9 protein-coding genes are annotated in these 13,261 nt (G+C 70.3%); 2 read left to right on the forward strand and 7 right to left on the reverse strand.

Annotated elements, in window-relative coordinates; all coding sequences use genetic code 11:
- Nucleotides 1-15 precede the first annotated feature (15 nt).
- The 4 genes from ACLQ2O_RS06085 to ACLQ2O_RS06100 form a co-directional block, all read right to left on the reverse strand.
- Complete coding sequence (locus ACLQ2O_RS06085) at nucleotides 16-2,865, reverse strand: type 2 lanthipeptide synthetase LanM family protein (protein WP_425828050.1); 2,850 nt, start codon at nucleotides 2,863-2,865, stop codon at nucleotides 16-18.
- A gap of 405 nt (nucleotides 2,866-3,270) precedes the next feature.
- Nucleotides 3,271-4,533: an MFS transporter gene (locus tag ACLQ2O_RS06090; protein ID WP_425828052.1), complete on the reverse strand. Its 1,263-nt coding sequence runs from the start codon at nucleotides 4,531-4,533 to the stop codon at nucleotides 3,271-3,273.
- Nucleotides 4,530-7,226, reverse strand: coding sequence for a class III lanthionine synthetase LanKC (lanKC, locus tag ACLQ2O_RS06095; RefSeq protein WP_425828054.1), 2,697 nt, complete (start codon nucleotides 7,224-7,226; stop codon nucleotides 4,530-4,532). Before lanKC ends, ACLQ2O_RS06090 begins: the two co-directional genes overlap by 4 nt.
- Before the next feature lie 134 nt (nucleotides 7,227-7,360).
- Complete coding sequence (locus tag ACLQ2O_RS06100; RefSeq protein ID WP_425828056.1) at nucleotides 7,361-7,465, reverse strand: class III lanthipeptide; 105 nt, start codon at nucleotides 7,463-7,465, stop codon at nucleotides 7,361-7,363.
- A gap of 272 nt (nucleotides 7,466-7,737) precedes the next feature.
- Between ACLQ2O_RS06100 and ACLQ2O_RS06105 the strand changes: the two genes are divergently transcribed.
- Both ACLQ2O_RS06105 and ACLQ2O_RS06110 read left to right on the forward strand, forming a co-directional pair.
- Nucleotides 7,738-8,763: an MsnO8 family LLM class oxidoreductase gene (locus ACLQ2O_RS06105; protein WP_425828058.1), complete on the forward strand. Its 1,026-nt coding sequence runs from the start codon at nucleotides 7,738-7,740 to the stop codon at nucleotides 8,761-8,763.
- A 35-nt stretch (nucleotides 8,764-8,798) separates the two neighbouring features.
- A complete protein-coding gene (locus tag ACLQ2O_RS06110; RefSeq protein WP_425828060.1) occupies nucleotides 8,799-10,259 on the forward strand; it encodes an NAD-dependent succinate-semialdehyde dehydrogenase in 1,461 nt (486 codons plus the stop codon).
- Here the strand turns inward: ACLQ2O_RS06110 and ACLQ2O_RS06115 are convergent, their stop codons facing one another.
- The 3 genes from ACLQ2O_RS06115 to ACLQ2O_RS06125 are packed head-to-tail and all read right to left on the reverse strand — an operon-like array spanning nucleotide 10,260 to nucleotide 13,260.
- Entirely contained in the window at nucleotides 10,260-11,483 is a 1,224-nt protein-coding gene (locus ACLQ2O_RS06115; protein ID WP_425828062.1) for a glutathionylspermidine synthase family protein, read from the reverse strand.
- On the reverse strand, nucleotides 11,483-11,905 hold the full coding sequence (locus tag ACLQ2O_RS06120) for a hypothetical protein (RefSeq protein WP_425828064.1): 423 nt from the start codon (nucleotides 11,903-11,905) through the stop codon (nucleotides 11,483-11,485). The genes ACLQ2O_RS06115 and ACLQ2O_RS06120 overlap by 1 nt, the downstream gene beginning before the upstream one ends.
- A complete protein-coding gene (locus tag ACLQ2O_RS06125; RefSeq protein ID WP_425828066.1) occupies nucleotides 11,902-13,260 on the reverse strand; it encodes an APC family permease in 1,359 nt (452 codons plus the stop codon). The genes ACLQ2O_RS06120 and ACLQ2O_RS06125 overlap by 4 nt, the downstream gene beginning before the upstream one ends.
- Nucleotide 13,261: the final 1 nt, after the last annotated feature.

Genomic DNA, 13,261 nt, shown 5'->3' on the forward strand with positions numbered 1-13,261 from the left:
AACGGGTGGACGCCGTCAGACAGCTGAAGGTGGAAAGAGGAACGAGGGCACCTGTTGGTGGAAGCCCAGACGCAGGAGCCCGTAGCCGACTCCGGCCAGGCCGCTGAGCAGACCGGCTGACGGGACCGACCCCGGTGTGCCGCAGCGCGGGCCGTGGTGCGCCAGTGCGGTCAGAACCATCCCCGCTCGGCGTCGCCGAACAACCTCCGCCGCGGGGTAGTGCGGGACGAGCCACAGCAGTGGTTCGACTGCGCCCAGCTCGCCGTGACACAGGCTGAGATCGTCCAGCAGGGGGCGGTTCCGCGTGGCTTCGAGGTATCCGTCCACAGCGATCGGCAGGCCGGCCGACCAGTGGGCGAGAATCGTTCCGGCACGGCCGGAGCACCATCCTGGCGAGCTCTTGCCGCTGCCGAGGTGGGCAGCGGCCTGGGCAGCCTCACGATGCCGCGGTCCGGCAGACCGGTAGTTCCCCAAGGCCCAGGCGATGCCCAGATGCCCGCGGGAGAACCCGAGACCGTCAGCAGAGTCGCCGCGACCGACCGACTGGTCTACCACCGCGGTGAGCTGATCCGCGTACCTGGTCGCGAGTGCCGCAGAGCCCGGAACTCCTTCAATCGCTTGCATCGCGGCAAGGCCGCCGGCCGCACCGTCGGCGAAGCTCGGGAACGCCGCGTTGGGCTCGACCTGTTCGCACAGTTCCAGTACGTCGGTCAGCCAGTCGGCGGGCGCTTGGTTGTCGAGCAGAGCCGCCAAGCGGTGCAGGCCGTAGCTGATGCCGCCCAGCCCGTGCATCCCGATCCCAATGGTCTGGACGGCGGCGGGGTCGTCCCGTAGCGAGCGCAGCAGGGCGGGGACCGGCTGGATCGCGTCCCACGCCAGTTCGCCGTACTTGGAGGCGCCGGTCAGTTGCCCCACCTGTGCGAGGAACAGCGCGGTGCCCAGGTAACCGCTGGTCAGGCCCGCGCCCATGGGGAGCACGGCCCAGTGGTGGTCGTCGAGCAGTTCGAGGCCGAGCCAGTTCACTTGGCCGTCGCGGTTGCCAACAGCTTGGGCGACGATCTCGTCCGCGATGTCCGTCGCCGAGGCAAGAAGTTGTCCAGGGTCCGCCTCGGTCGTGCCCAAGCCTGGTCGCGACGACCTGGCCACGTGGACGACCGGTTCGGGGCGAGTTGCCAGCGACGCGGAGATGATCCAGAGCTGCCGGTGCTGGTCGACCTCGTTGAGGGTCGAGATCTTGGCCCGTACCCGGTCCAGACCGCTCTCGGTGAACAATCCGGGGATCCGTGCGCCGTCCGCTGCCCAGACGTCGGTGCTGCCGGGGCGGGTGCGGAACAACGGCACGTCGCCGGCACGGAGGTCGGCCAGCTCGTACGGGACCAGTCGCTGCGTCGTGCTGTCGGTCTCCCAGAGCAGTTCGAACCACGCCTCCTGGCTGTCGGTCGTCCGCAGGGCGTTGGGGTGGGTTGCCTCATCCAGCAGGCCTGTGTAGACCCGGGTCGGGCGGGCGACGTAGCGGATCTCGTCCTCGGCGCAGCACTGGATCGGTCCGCCAGGGGCGAGCAGTTCGTCGCGGTGCCGAACGATGGCGCTGTAAGCCAGCCGGAAGCCGGTCGCGATGCCGACCTCGTGGTCGCGGGGTTCCGTCGCGCCGCCGTCGATGTACGGACGGTTCCGGCCTCCTTGGGTCCTGGCCATTCGCCGGACGAGCCGCATCGTGTCCAGTCCCGCGTCGGCCCAGTCGACGACGTTGTGCGGGGCGACGATGCCCGCGTCGCCGCCGAGCCCGGACAGATCCACGACGCCGTGCTCGCCGGCCAGCAGGAGAGGCAGCAGGGCGGTTCGGTAGACGGAGTCGCGGAGTGCCGCGTGGGCCGGGTCGATGCCGATCGTGGTCTGCACTGTGGTGTTCGGGTGGAACAGCGTCTCCACGTCGACCAGGACCGGCTGGTCACCCGCCGCGATCAGGTTCTCGTAGTGCATGTCGGTGCCGTCGAGCACGTACAGCAGTGCCAGCAGGGCCCCCTGCCGCCGGTAGAACCTGCTCACTCCGGTGAGGTCGGTGCACGGGTGGTAGTCGATGTGCTCGAGCCAGCCGTACTCGCTGCGGGCAACCAGCCGAACCGTCCTGATCTCCAAGCCTGTCCGGTCGTTGAGCCAGTGCACCAGGCCGTTGAAGTGCGCGTGCAGGTCGAGGGCTCGCGGCTTGTAGACGACCCGCCGGCCGTCGGCGAACGTGAGCGTCGTCGTGCATCGGCCCCCGTGATGCAGGTCGCCGCCGGGCTCGATTCCGGTGACTGGACCGGGGTCGTTCCCGTTCAGCAGCTCCGCGACGATCAGCTCGCGGTCCTCGGCGAGGCGGGTCAGCAGTTCGAGGTGGCCCTCGACGGACTGTCGGCACGCCTCGCCCAGGACCCGGGCCAGTACCGGGTACGCGGCCAGGAGGTCCGCCAGCTCGCTCCCTCCAACGAGCCGGTGGGTGAAGTCAAGAAAACGCATCGCCGGGGTGGCGCCGGTCAGGTCTCCGCGGTGGCGGGCCCGGGACAGTTCCAGGACCAGGGTGCGGGCGGCGAGCTTGACCAGGCGCAGTCCCAGGCGGTGCAGGAACTGTTCGGTGACCTCGCCGGTGTGGCCGGCGGTGGTCAGGTCGTTGCGGGCGGAGGCGAGCAGGGGATGGAGGCAACGGACCAGGGCCTGTTGCCAGTCACCCTCGACGGGTGCCGGTACAGACCGCAATCCCAAGCTGCGTTCGACGTACGCCGCCCAGGCCGGCATCGTCGATGCCTGCTCGTGCGGACCGAGCCCCGCTGACCACCAGGCTTTCGGCTGGTCGGTCGGGGGCGCCCCGGTGGTTGCTGAGTCGAGCACGCCGACAGCGTCGCAGCAGGCGGGCCGGAAGACATGGGTATGCGTCCCCCATATTTCTCCAAGCGTTCGCTTCGCCGTACGTGTCCCACAAACGCTTGTTTTGCAGCTGTCCGCGGGACGGTGACTGGGGGACGACCGCCCCGCGGCAGCAGCGCCTGCTCCGGTCGGCCTCTGGTGGAAGGCTTTCGCGGCTCAGGAATTCATGGGTTGCGGCGCGGCCGTCACCGGCCTCCGCTGATCGTTGTCCTCGTGGTGGGCCTCCCGAGTCGCTGGATCTGCTGGGATGCCGAGAACGATGCCCGAGGCCCACGAGCCGGACAAGTGCCGTCGGCCCCCATCTTCTGGCGGGGTTCGCCGGGCAGAACATGGGGGCTGATCCCCCAGGGCGCTCCGCCCTGGACCCGGTCACGCCGCCGCCCAGACCCGGAGGCCGCGGGAGAGCGCGGCACCGGCCGCGAGGACGGCGAAACCCGCGCCGAGGATCGCGCAGGTCCCGGCCGGCCCGGCGAAGTGGATCAGCGCACCCGCCAGCAGAGGCGCCAGGGGCTGGGCGCAGGAGCCGATCAGTCCCTGGGCGCTGCTCACCCGGCCCAGGACCTCGCGGTCGACGCGCAGCAGCTGGGCGGTCATCATCGCGCCGGCGGTGATCGGTGTGCAGAAGGTGACCACGACCAGGGCAGCGATCCGGGCCGCCGGGTGGTCGACGGTGGCGGTGGCCAGCACCAGTACGGCTCGGGTCAGGCAGACGCCGACCAGAACCCGCTGCAGCGGGAACCGCCGCTGGATCCGCGGTGAGAACCCGGCGCCGACCAGGCCGGCCACAGCGGCGGCGGTGATGGCGCCCCCGCTGCTGAGGGCGCTGATGCTGCCCGCGCCGTTGCCGAGGATCACCGAGAAGAGGACCGCCGAGACGATCAGGTTGGACCCGGTCGAGTACAGGCAGGCACTGCGCAGGAAGCTGTCCCGCCAGAGCAGGGACCAGCCGCGGACGAACTCGGGCAGGAAACGGGTCCGGGGCCGGCCGGGCTCCGGACCGAGATCGGTCTTGATCCGGCTGACGCAGAACGCGGAGAACCAGAACGTCACGGCGTCGACGGCGAACGGGATCGCACGGTGCAGGGCGAACAGCGCACCACCCACGACCGGCATCACCAGGTCCAGCGCGTACCCGCGGCCGGTGGTGACCGCGATGGCCTCGGCCAGCTGCTTGCGTTCGACCAGGGTGCGCAGTGCCTGGGTCCGGGCAGGCGCGCCGAAGGCCGACGTGATGGAGCCGGCCGCGGTCAGGACGACCATCAAGGCGAACTGGTACGTGCCGGTGACGGCCATCACCGCGATCGCGGCGAGCAGCAGGCCGTGCACGATGCCGGTGATGATCAGGAGCTTGCGACGGCTGACCGTGTCGGCGAGGTAGCCGGCCGGTACCTGGCCGATCAGGCGGGCGAAGAACGTGACGCCGGCGATCAGGCCCGCATCCAAGACCGAACCGGTCTCGGCCAGGGTGAGCAGCGGGTAGGCCAGCATGGAGGCGGACGAGCCGGCCTGCGAGACCGTGTCACCCAGCCACATCCGCCGGTAGTCGCGGTTGGCGGCCAGCGCCTTCAGCGCGTCCCGGCTGCCGGTGCTCGGCTGGCCGGCCTCGTCCGCGGAGTGCTCGGTGGTCGTCATGGCAGCAGGTCGTCGAGCAGGAAGTTGTTGTTGGTGCGACTGCCCTCGCGGTACCGGGTGAGCCGGTCGAGGAACATCAGGACTCCCGACGCTCCGGTGGCCAGGTCGACGCTCTCCCGCAGGCACTGCTCACCAGGGACCGAGGTCTGGTCCGGTGCACCGACAACGAACCGGAGCACACCCTCAGCGGTGCGCCAGGCATCCAGCCCGGCCTGCTCGTCACCGATCAGCTCGGCCGCGTCCAGCAGCGCCATGCCGAGTCCGGACAGCCCGTGGTAAAGCTGAGGCATCACTGACCAGCTCCTGACCAGGTCGGCCCGCATCGCGTCCCAGGCCTGCCGCAGCTCGTCGTCCGGGGCAACCGCGAGCTGCCGCAGTACGGCGGTCGCCACGCCGGCCGTGCCGTGGTCCCAGTAGGGCTTGAGATCGGTCGGGTTCTCGCCGTCGTCCGGGGCATGGCTCGGAAAGCTGCTCAGTACGTCGTTGAGCGGGAAGAGCTGCTCCAGGTCGTGCCGCAGCGCGGTGCGGCTGAGCGACTGCCACTTGTCGTCGCCGGTGGCCAGTGCGAGGTACAGCAGGAACGTCGAGACACCGCTGCCGCCGTACGCGTAGCCGATCGGGCCGTGGGGGAGGACCAGCCGCTCCGCCAGGGCCACGGCGTTGTCTAGGTGACTCGCGTCGCCCTGGGACCTCCACAGCCGAAGGCACGCCGTACCGACGCCTGCGATGCCTTGCAGCATGCCCGGCTCACCGTCGAGCAAGGGATGGTCGACGGCATCACGCAGTACTTCGCGAGCGCGATCAGGCTGTCCGGCCTCGTCCAGGGTCCAGGCGACTCCGGCCAGGCCGGTGTAGAGGCCTGGTGGGATCCGCGCCGGTGACAGCGGTGCTGCGAGCAGCCACGAGGTGGCCATGCCGGGCAGCCGCGACCGCCGGCCGGATCCGTCGGCCACCTCGTCGGAGAGGTTGAGCAGCGTGTGCAGTACGCCGGCAGCGCCGTACCCCACGGAGTACGGGTTGGTCTCGTGCTGCAGCGGATGGCCGGGGAACAGGCGGTCCGAGCGAGTGGGGTCACCACTGAGCATGATCGTGTCCACCAGCCCACGAGCGGTCTCGACCGTGTGAGCACGCTGTTCGCTGGTCGGGCCGGTGGCCGGGAGCAGCAGCGGGACCGGGGAGTCCCAGGCGCGGTGCGTGGCGAAGTCGAGCGCCTCGATCCGGCGGCGGACCGCGACCGGATCAGGGCCCGCGCCTTGGGCTGCGGGGTCCATCAGCTCGCCGATCAGGTCGGTGAGTCCGGGCGGCAGGGCGAGGTCGTCGCGGAGCGCTTCGAGGAAGCCGGGCAGCAGCTCGGGGTGGAAACCGACCGCGGCGTTGACCGGGTGCAGCGAGCCGAGCATGAGGGCACCGAGCGCGTAGTAGTCACCGGCGCCGTCGGCGAGCTTGTCCTCGATCACTCGCGGGCTGCTGACACCCGGAGTGGTCAGACCCAGGGGAGCGTCGACGCCGTGCTCGATCGCGGCCTCCAGGTCGATGACGACCAGCCGGCTGTCCGGAGTGCTCCCGTCCGGTCCGTCGTCGATCAGCACGTTGGTGAAGGAAAGATCAGCCAGTACGACGCCGCGCGCGTGCGCCGCCGCGATCGCGTCGGCCAGCTGCAACCACCAGCGCTGCTGCGTGGCGTAGTACCCGCGGAGTCCTTCGGGTGTGAGGTCGAGGGTGTGCAGCGGATTCGTCGAGACCGAGCGGGTGCTCATCTGCGGCCCGGTCACGCGGTCCTCGACCAGGAAGTGGTGTCCGCTCTCGGAGAAGAAGCCGCGCGGCCGCACGAAGTGCCCCGTGTCGGCGAGCTTCTCCAGGATCCGGTGCTCGCGCTCCAGAGCCTCGAGCGCACTGGTCGTGCTGCTCGCCATCACACCGGGGCGCGCCTCCTTCAGGATCACCGGGCTGCCGTCCGCTTCGACCGCGCCGGTGTAGACGCCGCCGCCGTTGCTGAAGGCCAGTGCGGACTCGACGCGGTACCGCCCGTCGTCGAGCAGGGGTACGCCGGCCTCGGGCTCGGCTTCCCCGAAGGGGTCGGTGGCCCACGACGGCACGGAGTAGTACGGCTGCCGGTAGTCGGGGACGTCGCTCCCGTCGGGAGCCTTGAGCATCAGACTCGGTACGCCGTCCGGCGTGTAGCGGCGGTCGGCCAGGAAACCGCCGTACCGGTAGAAGACCGAGGTGCTGCCGGGCACCGGGCGGTCGGACAGGATGTGTGGGCCGCCGGTGTCCCCGACCGCGTCGGCGAGCTCCTTCGCGACCGTGAGGAACTCCTCGTCGGTCGCGGGGTAGACGGTGATGAACTTGCCGGCCGAGCCCCGGGACCAGCGTTTGGCCAGCGTCCGCTCGGTGCTCCGCCGGTCCAGCAGGAACTTGAAGGGGACCCGCTGCTCGACCAGGACCTCGAGCGCGTCCGCGAGGGTCTGCTCGGCCCGGTCGGGCGCGGTCGAGACGTGCAGCTTCCAGCCCTGCGGGACCAGGGTGGCGCCGGGCACGTCGACGATGAACCAGAGACCGCGGCGGCGCAGACCCCACGCGCGCGGGACCAGGCGGCGGTGCACGGCGAGCAGCTCGGGATCGGGGTTGTAGCGGTCCAGGGGCTCGTACCAGCGGCGGTCCTGTTGCGCGTAGAGGTTGTACATCGCCCACATCGGGAGCTCCCTGGTCGGTGGCGGTGGTTCGGTGCCGCTCCGGGCCTCGGACCGTTGGTCCGAGACCCGGAGACGGGGACGGTCACCGAGCGGTGATCACCCCGCGGCATACTCCGGTGCGATGACCGGGCAGCTCAGTTGCAGCTGTTCGAGTCGCAGGACGTGATCGAGATCGACGGCTCCTGGCCGACGTGGCCCTTGTCGGCGTCGAGACGCTGCAGGTTCAGGATCGCGTTCATGGTGTTCTCCTTCGGTGGGTGGTGCGGTGGATGAGGTGCGGCCCGTTTCCCCTTGTTTTCAAGGCGTTCCGAGCTGCGGCAGACCATTCCAGCCGAGGTCGCGACGGCGCAAGGCTCCGGGCTACCCAACTTCTGCGTTCCGTGAGTACCCGATTGCCGGGTGTAGCGGTGGTAGAACATGGGTGCAGATTCCCCATGTGCGCGGGCCCGGCTGGTGTCACCGTGAGCGTGTGTACAGCCCAGCTCCCGGTCTTCCGGTCTCAGCTCACTCGGTGCTCGACGTCGTGCCGCAGCCGGCTGGGCAGTCGGCCGCGGCGGCGTTGCGGGAGACGGTCGAGGTCGCGCAGACCGCCGACGACCTGGGCTACCGCCGGTTCTGGATGGCCGAGCACCACGGGGTCCGGGGGATCGGCAGCGCCGCGCCGGCCGTGCTGGCCGCCGTACTGGCGGCGCGGACGGACAGGATCCGGCTGGGCTCCGGGGGAGTACTGCTGGGGCACCACAAGCCGCTGCTGATCGCCGAGCAGTTCGCCGCGCTGGCCGCGGCGTACCCGAGCAGGATCGACCTCGGGGTCAGCGAAGGCAGCGTGTCGGCACCTTGTACCGCGGCAGCTCTCGGCTGGTCCGGTGACGCGCGGGAGACGTTCCCGCAGCGGCTGGACGAGCTGTGCCGGTTCCTGCGTGACGGACTGCCCGGACGGACCCCGGTAGGGGACGTCCGCCTCACGCTGGCCGGGTTGCCGCCGCCCGTGTTCGTTCTGGCGAACCGGCCGGCCACGGCGCAGTTGGCCGCGGTACGAGGGCTCCCGATCTTCCTGACCGCGACAGAGACCACCGTGGCGGCCGCTGCGGCGTACCGGGACACCTTCGAGCCGACCGGGCCTACCGGCAAGCCCTACCTGGGGGTGTCGGTCGGGGTCGTTGCCGCCGACACCGACGAGGAGGCGCTCAACCGGCTGGCCGAGTACGTCCGGGTGAAGCACCGGCTGGCCGCCGCCTCGCCCCGAGCCACTCCGGCCGAGCTGCTCGAGTTGCTGGAGCCCCCGATCACCGGGCGCGAGCGTGGCCGGGCCGAGCGGCTCCTGGACGACCCCGGCCACATCGTCGGCTCCCGCTCGACCGTCGCGGCCGGACTGGCCAAGCTGGCGGCCGGGACGGGTGCGTCCGAGATCATGCTCGCCCCGCTGGCGTACGACGGCCTGGTGCGCTCCTCGATCCTCCGTACAGTCGCGGCCGCCCTGACCCGGGCCATCCGCACGGTGCCGCGCTCCGCACCGCACTTCGTTGCAACTGCCTAAAGTGGGTACTGCCCCACTATGGAAAGGCAGATGTGATGTCGCGCGAGCAGGATGTCGTCCAGCAGTGTCCGACCGAGCTGTTCATCGGCGGCAAGTGGCGAGCGGCCGACGGCGGGAAGACCCTCGCCGTCGAGGATCCTTCCACCGGTACGACGCTCATCCAGGTCGCCGACGCGTCCCCGGTCGACGGGGTGGCCGCTTTGGACGCGGCCGTCGCGGCGCAGGCCGAGTGGGCAGCGACCGCACCGCGAGAGCGCGGCGAGATCCTGCGCCGCACGTACGAGCTGATGACCGAGCGCGCCGACGAGCTGGCGCTGCTGATGACGCTCGAGATGGGCAAGCCGGTCGCGGAGTCCAAGGGCGAGATCGCGTACGCCGCGGAGTTCTTCCGCTGGTTCGCCGAGGAAGCGGTCCGGATCGACGGCGGCTACCAGATCGCGCCGAACGGGCAGGGCCGGTTCCTGGTCATGCGCCAGCCCGTTGGGCCGTGCCTGCTGATCACGCCGTGGAACTTCCCGGCCGCGATGGGCGCGCGCAAGATCGGCCCGGCGGTCGCCGCGGGCTGCACGATGGTGATCAAGCCGGCCGCGCAGACCCCGCTGTCGATGCTGAAGCTGGCCGAGCTGATGACCGAGGCCGGGCTGCCGGCCGGGGTGCTCAACGTCATCACCACGAGTGACTCCGGCGGCGTGATGGAGCCGCTGATCCGCGACCCGCGGGCCCGCAAGCTGTCGTTCACCGGCTCGACGCCGGTCGGCCGATCGCTGATCGAGCAGTCCGCCGAGCAGGTGCTGAAGACGAGCATGGAGCTCGGCGGCAACGCGCCGTTCCTGGTGTTCGAGGACGCCGACCTGGACAAGGCGGTCGAGGGCGCGATGCAGGCCAAGATGCGCAACGGCGGCGAGGCCTGTACGGCGGCCAACCGGATCTACGTGCACTCGTCGGTGCTCGACGCCTTCGCGACCAAGCTCACCGAGAAGATGGCCGCGCTGAAGGTCGGCCGTGGCACCGAGGACGGCGTCCAGGTCGGCCCGCTGATCGACGCCAAGCAGCGGGACAAGGTCAAGGACCTGGTCGAGGACGCCGTCCAGCAGGGCGCCCGGGTGCTCACCGGCGCGGACGTTGTCGAGGGCAAGGGGTACTTCTACCCGCCGACGGTGCTCACCGACGTACCGAAGTCCGCGCGGCTGCAGAAGGAGGAGATCTTCGGCCCGGTCGCGCCGCTGACCGCCTTCGAGACCGAGGACGAGGCGGTCGCGATGGCCAACGACACCGAGTTCGGCCTGGTCTCGTACCTGTTCACCAAGGACCTGGCCCGCGCGCTGCGCGTCTCGGAGCGGCTCGAGACCGGCATGATCGGCCTCAACCAGGGCATCGTCTCCAACCCCGCGGCGCCGTTCGGCGGCGTCAAGCAGTCCGGCCTCGGCCGCGAGGGCGGCACCGTCGGCATCGACGAGTACCTGGAGGTCAAGTACGTCGCGGTGAACCTGGACTGATCACTCGGTCAGCCATTGACTGATGGTCTCGTTGTCCGGGCGCGGTGAGGTGCCGATCGCGTGCGGGACGAAGCGGGCGTAGTAGTCGGTGATCGGGCCGTCGGACTCGCGGACCATCATGCCGGCCGCGGCGCCGTCGACGATCCAGCTGCCGATCACCGCCCGGTTCCCCTCGTACGACGGCAGCGGGCTCCACTCCTGGTACACCATCGTGTCGGTCTCGTACGGACCCTCCTGCACGTGGTCGTCGCCGCCGATGGTGTGGATCCGGATGTTGCTGCCCTCGCGCCCGTGCAGCGGCTTGGCCACCCATTCGAGCAGGTCGCCGGGGTTGTCGAAGTACGCCGGCAGCAGGTTCGGGTGGTCGGGGTAGAGCTCCCACAGGATCGGCAGGATCGCCTTCGTGGACAGCATCGTCTTCCAGATCGGCTCGATCCACTGCACCGGCTCGCGCTCCATCCCGGCCAGCAGGTACCGCCCGAACTGGTCGTCGAGCATGTCCTCCCACGGGTACAGCTTGAACGCGGTCCGGATCTGGCGCCCGCCCCAGTCGACGAACGCGCGCTGTGCCGACTCCCAGCCCAGGTCCTCGATCTCGTGCCCGTACGTCGCCAGGCCGGCCATCGCCGCCGTGTCGCGCAGGTAGGCGACCGTCATCGCCTCCTCGCCGGTGGTCTCGGCGCCGGAGTTGAAGAAGTGCGCCTCGTTGCCCGGGAACCGGCCGGCCGCGCGCTGGTCGCCCCACCACTTCACCAGCCGGTCGTGCACGGAGTTCCACTGGTCGGCGTCGGGGAAGATCTCCTCCAGCCAGTTCCACTGGATCACCGCGGACTCCAGCAGCCCGGTCGGGGTGTCGCCGTTGATCTCCAGCATCTTCGGCTCGACACCGTTCCAGACCAGGTCGAACCGCGCGTACACGGACAGGTCGTCGCGCTTCAGCGACTCCTGCACCAGTGGCAGCGTGCCGGGCGCCAGGCCGAGCTGCGCGTCGCTGAACCGGTCACCGGCCGCCATCACCGACGCAGCGTGCTTGCACATCGCGTACAGCTCCTCGGTGACCTCCTCGAGGTGCGTCACCTCGTCCATGGTCACCTCGTACCAGGCGCTCTCGTTCCAGTACGGGCGTTCGGTGCCGTCCGGCATGTCGGTCATCGGGAAGACCAGACCCTGCTCGACGACCTTGTCCCGCCAGTCCGGGCGGGGCTTGATCGAGTGCCGCCACATCAGCCGCCAGAGCTCCCCTTGCCCGACTTGCCGAAACCGCCGCGCGAGATCGTGCCGATGTCGCCGCCCTTGGTGTCCAGCCCGCCACGCTTGATGGTCGGGCTGCCGCTGCCGCCCGTGCCGGTCCGCGGGATCGTGTACGTCCCCTGGCCGGCGTTGTACCGGCCGCCGATCGGCGGGACCAGGCCGCCACCGCGGGTGGCCATGTAGAACCAGAAGAAGCCCGCACCGGACCCGGCCCCGTTGTACTCGCGCTCGTCCTTGCAGTTGGCGTCGTCGGAGCGCTGCTCGGTCTGCGGGTCGACGCAGATCGCGGCGTACTCCGGCTGGTCGTCGTCGTTGGAGCACCCGGTCAGCGAGGCCGCGACCAGCGCGGTCAGGCCCAGCGTGATGCCCGCACTGCGCATCCGGCGGTCGCTCATCGTCGTCCCTCCCCTTCGGCGGGCGGTTTCATCGAGAACATCACGGCCGCGCCCACCACCATCGTCACACCCACCACAACCAGGGGACCTGCGCCGACGTCGGCCACGGCCAGCACCAGCACGGTCACGAACGAGAGCACGGCCAGCGTGGGCACCACCACTCGCTGGACGACCCGGCCCTGCAACTGGCCCTTGAAGTAGAACGGGACGGCCAGGGCGGTCGCCACGTAGTACAGCGAGACCAGGATGGACACCGCGGCGACGGAGTCGGCCAGTACGGCGTCCGAGGTGAGCACGAGGATCACGTAGATCAGCACACTGGCCGTCGCGAACACCCATGTCGACACACTCGGCGTGTGGTACCGCTTGGAGATCCGGGCGAACCGGCCGGGGAACGCGTCGCGGCGGGCCATCGACAGCATCGTCCGGGCGGTCGGCAGGATCGTCGTCTGGGTGGACGCGAGCGCTGAGACCAGTACGGCGGCGATCAGCAGCTTGCCGCCCGCCGTACCGAGCAGGTCCTCACCCAGTACGGCGAGGAAGTCGTCGTCGGCGATGCCGGCCAGCTGACCGGTCCCGGCGTACGCGACGGCGGCCCAGGCGACCACGACGTACAGGACGACCAGGACCGCGTTGGAGATCAGTGCGGCGATCGCGGGCGTGCTGCGGGGGTTGCGGGACTCCTCGTTGACGCTGAACGACGAGTCCCAGCCCCAGTAGAGGAACACCGCGACCAGTACGCCGGCGGCCCAGTGACCTTGGCCGGTGTCCGAGAACGCCGGGATGCTGAGGGTGCCGGCCTCGCGGAACGCTCCGACGACGAACCAGAGCAGCGCGACGAGCTCGATCGACAGGAGCAGCAGCTGAGTGCCTGCTGCGACCCGGACTCCGCGGTAGGCAAGCAGGGCCATGACGAGGATGAACACCGTGCCCAGTGCGGCCTGGGCGAGCCGGGAGTCCTCCGCGCCGTCCAGGCCGAGCAGCGCATAGGTGTAGACCGAGGCGACCTGGGCGAGGTTGCTCATCACCAGCACACAGGCCATGACCGTGGTCCAGCCGACCATGCGGCCCACGCTGAGTCCGAAGGCCTTCTCGGTCCACGGGAACGTCGTACCGCAGTCGGGCTCGGCCTGGTTGAGCTCACGGAAGCAGAGCGCGACCAGTACGACGGGGATCGCGCTGACGGCCAGCACGATCGGTGCGGCGGCGCCGGTGTACGCGGCGAGCAGTCCTACCGACACAGCCAGTGAGTACGCCGGTGCTGTGGAGGAGACTCCGATCGCCGTACCGGCTCCGACCCCCAGGGCGTCACGGCGCAGGTTGCGGCCGCGTGACCGCGACTCCGTCGTCGTCACA

Source organism: Kribbella sp. DT2 (assembly GCF_049844575.1).
In the GTDB taxonomy this organism is placed as follows: Bacteria; Actinomycetota; Actinomycetes; order Propionibacteriales; family Kribbellaceae; genus Kribbella.

Coding starts and splice junctions, on each gene's coding strand:
- ACLQ2O_RS06090 (WP_425828052.1), bottom strand. CDS start 4,533: ATGACGACCACCGAGCACTCCGCGGACGAGGCCGGCCAGCCGAGCACC.
- lanKC (WP_425828054.1), bottom strand. CDS start 7,226: ATGTGGGCGATGTACAACCTCTACGCGCAACAGGACCGCCGCTGGTAC.
- ACLQ2O_RS06100 (WP_425828056.1), bottom strand. CDS start 7,465: ATGAACGCGATCCTGAACCTGCAGCGTCTCGACGCCGACAAGGGCCAC.
- ACLQ2O_RS06110 (WP_425828060.1), top strand. CDS start 8,799: ATGTCGCGCGAGCAGGATGTCGTCCAGCAGTGTCCGACCGAGCTGTTC.
- ACLQ2O_RS06115 (WP_425828062.1), bottom strand. CDS start 11,483: ATGTGGCGGCACTCGATCAAGCCCCGCCCGGACTGGCGGGACAAGGTC.
- ACLQ2O_RS06120 (WP_425828064.1), bottom strand. CDS start 11,905: ATGAGCGACCGCCGGATGCGCAGTGCGGGCATCACGCTGGGCCTGACC.